Source organism: Streptococcus sp. 53 (assembly GCF_013276565.1).
In the GTDB taxonomy this organism is placed as follows: domain Bacteria; phylum Bacillota; class Bacilli; order Lactobacillales; family Streptococcaceae; genus Streptococcus.
This window is the reverse complement of the sequence record NZ_VMLG01000032.1, coordinates 1-1,415: the sequence shown is the minus strand read 5'-3', so window position 1 is coordinate 1,415 and position 1,415 is coordinate 1. Positions and strand designations below refer to the sequence as shown.

Sequence of the window (1,415 nt, the reverse complement as noted above, 5' to 3'; positions counted from 1 at the left end):
GGCTCTATAATATTTGTAGTGGGTAAATCCCCTATAGATATTATGGAGCCTATTTTTGTGTAGAAAAAAAGTCCCATAAGATCTATAATGAAAAGCGACCAAACTATCATTAGAAAGAATCATATGGAACAATTACATTCTATCACAAAACTACTCGATATTAAAGACCCTAATATCCAAATTATAGATATCATTAATAAGGGTACACACAAGGAAATCATCGCTAAACTAGACTATGAGGCCCCATCTTGTCCTGATTGCGGAAGCCTAATGAAGAAATATGACTTTCAAAAAACGTCTAAGATTCCTTACCTTGAAACGACTGGTATGCCTACTAGAATCCTCCTTAGAAAACGCCGTTTTAAGTGCTATCAGTGCTCTAAAATGATGGTCGCTGAAACCTCTCTCGTCAAGAAAAATCACCAAATACCTCGTATCATAAACCAAAAGATTGCTCAAAAGCTGATTGAAAAAACTTCCATGACCGATATTGCTCATCAGTTGTCTATTTCAACTTCAACTGTCATTCGCAAGCTCAATGACTTTCACTTTAAGCCTGATTTTTCTCGCCTTCCTGAGATTATGTCTTGGGACGAATATACCTTTACAAAAGGAAAGATGAGTTTCATTGCACAAGATTTTGATAATCTCAGTATCATCGCTGTTCTTGAAGGTAGAACACAGGCTGTCATCCGAAATCACTTTCTTCGATACGATAGAGCTGTCCGATGTCGAGTGAAAATTATTACTATGGATATGTTTAGTCCCTATTATGACTTGGCTAAACAGCTTTTTCCGTGTGCTAAAATCGTTCTAGATCGCTTTCACATTGTACAACATCTTAGCCGTGCCATGAGTCGTGTGCGTGTCCAAATCATGAATCAGTATCATCGAAAATCCCATGAATACAAGGCTATCAAGCGTTACTGGAAACTTATCCAACAAGATAGTCGGAAACTCAGTGAGAAACGTTTTTATCGCCCTACTTTTCGTATGCACTTAACAAATAAAGAGATTCTAGACAAGCTTTTGAGCTATTCAGAAGACTTGAAACACCACTATAATCTCTATCAGCTCTTACTTTTTCACTTTCAGAATAAGGAACCAGAGAAATTTTTCGGACTCATTGAAGACAATCTAAAGAAGGTTCATTCTCTTTTTCAGACTGTTTTTAAAACCTTCCTCAAGGATAAAGAAAAGATTGTCAACGCCCTTCAACTACCCTATTCTAACGCCAAACTGGAAGCAACCAATAATCTCATCAAACTTATCAAACGCAATGCATTTGGTTTTCGAAACTTTGAAAATTTCAAAAAACGGATTTTTATCGCTCTGAACATCAAAAAAGAAAGGACGAAATTTGTCCTTTCTCGAGCTTAGCTTTTCTTCAACCCACTACAGTTGACAAAGAGCCA

At 36.7% G+C, this 1,415-nt stretch carries 1 protein-coding gene; it reads left to right on the top strand.

Annotated elements, in window-relative coordinates:
• The first annotated feature begins 123 nt into the window (after positions 1–123).
• Positions 124–1,380, top strand: coding sequence for an ISL3 family transposase (locus tag HT722_RS08815; RefSeq protein WP_173278686.1), 1,257 nt, complete (start codon positions 124–126; stop codon positions 1,378–1,380).
• The last annotated feature ends 35 nt before the right edge of the window (positions 1,381–1,415 follow it).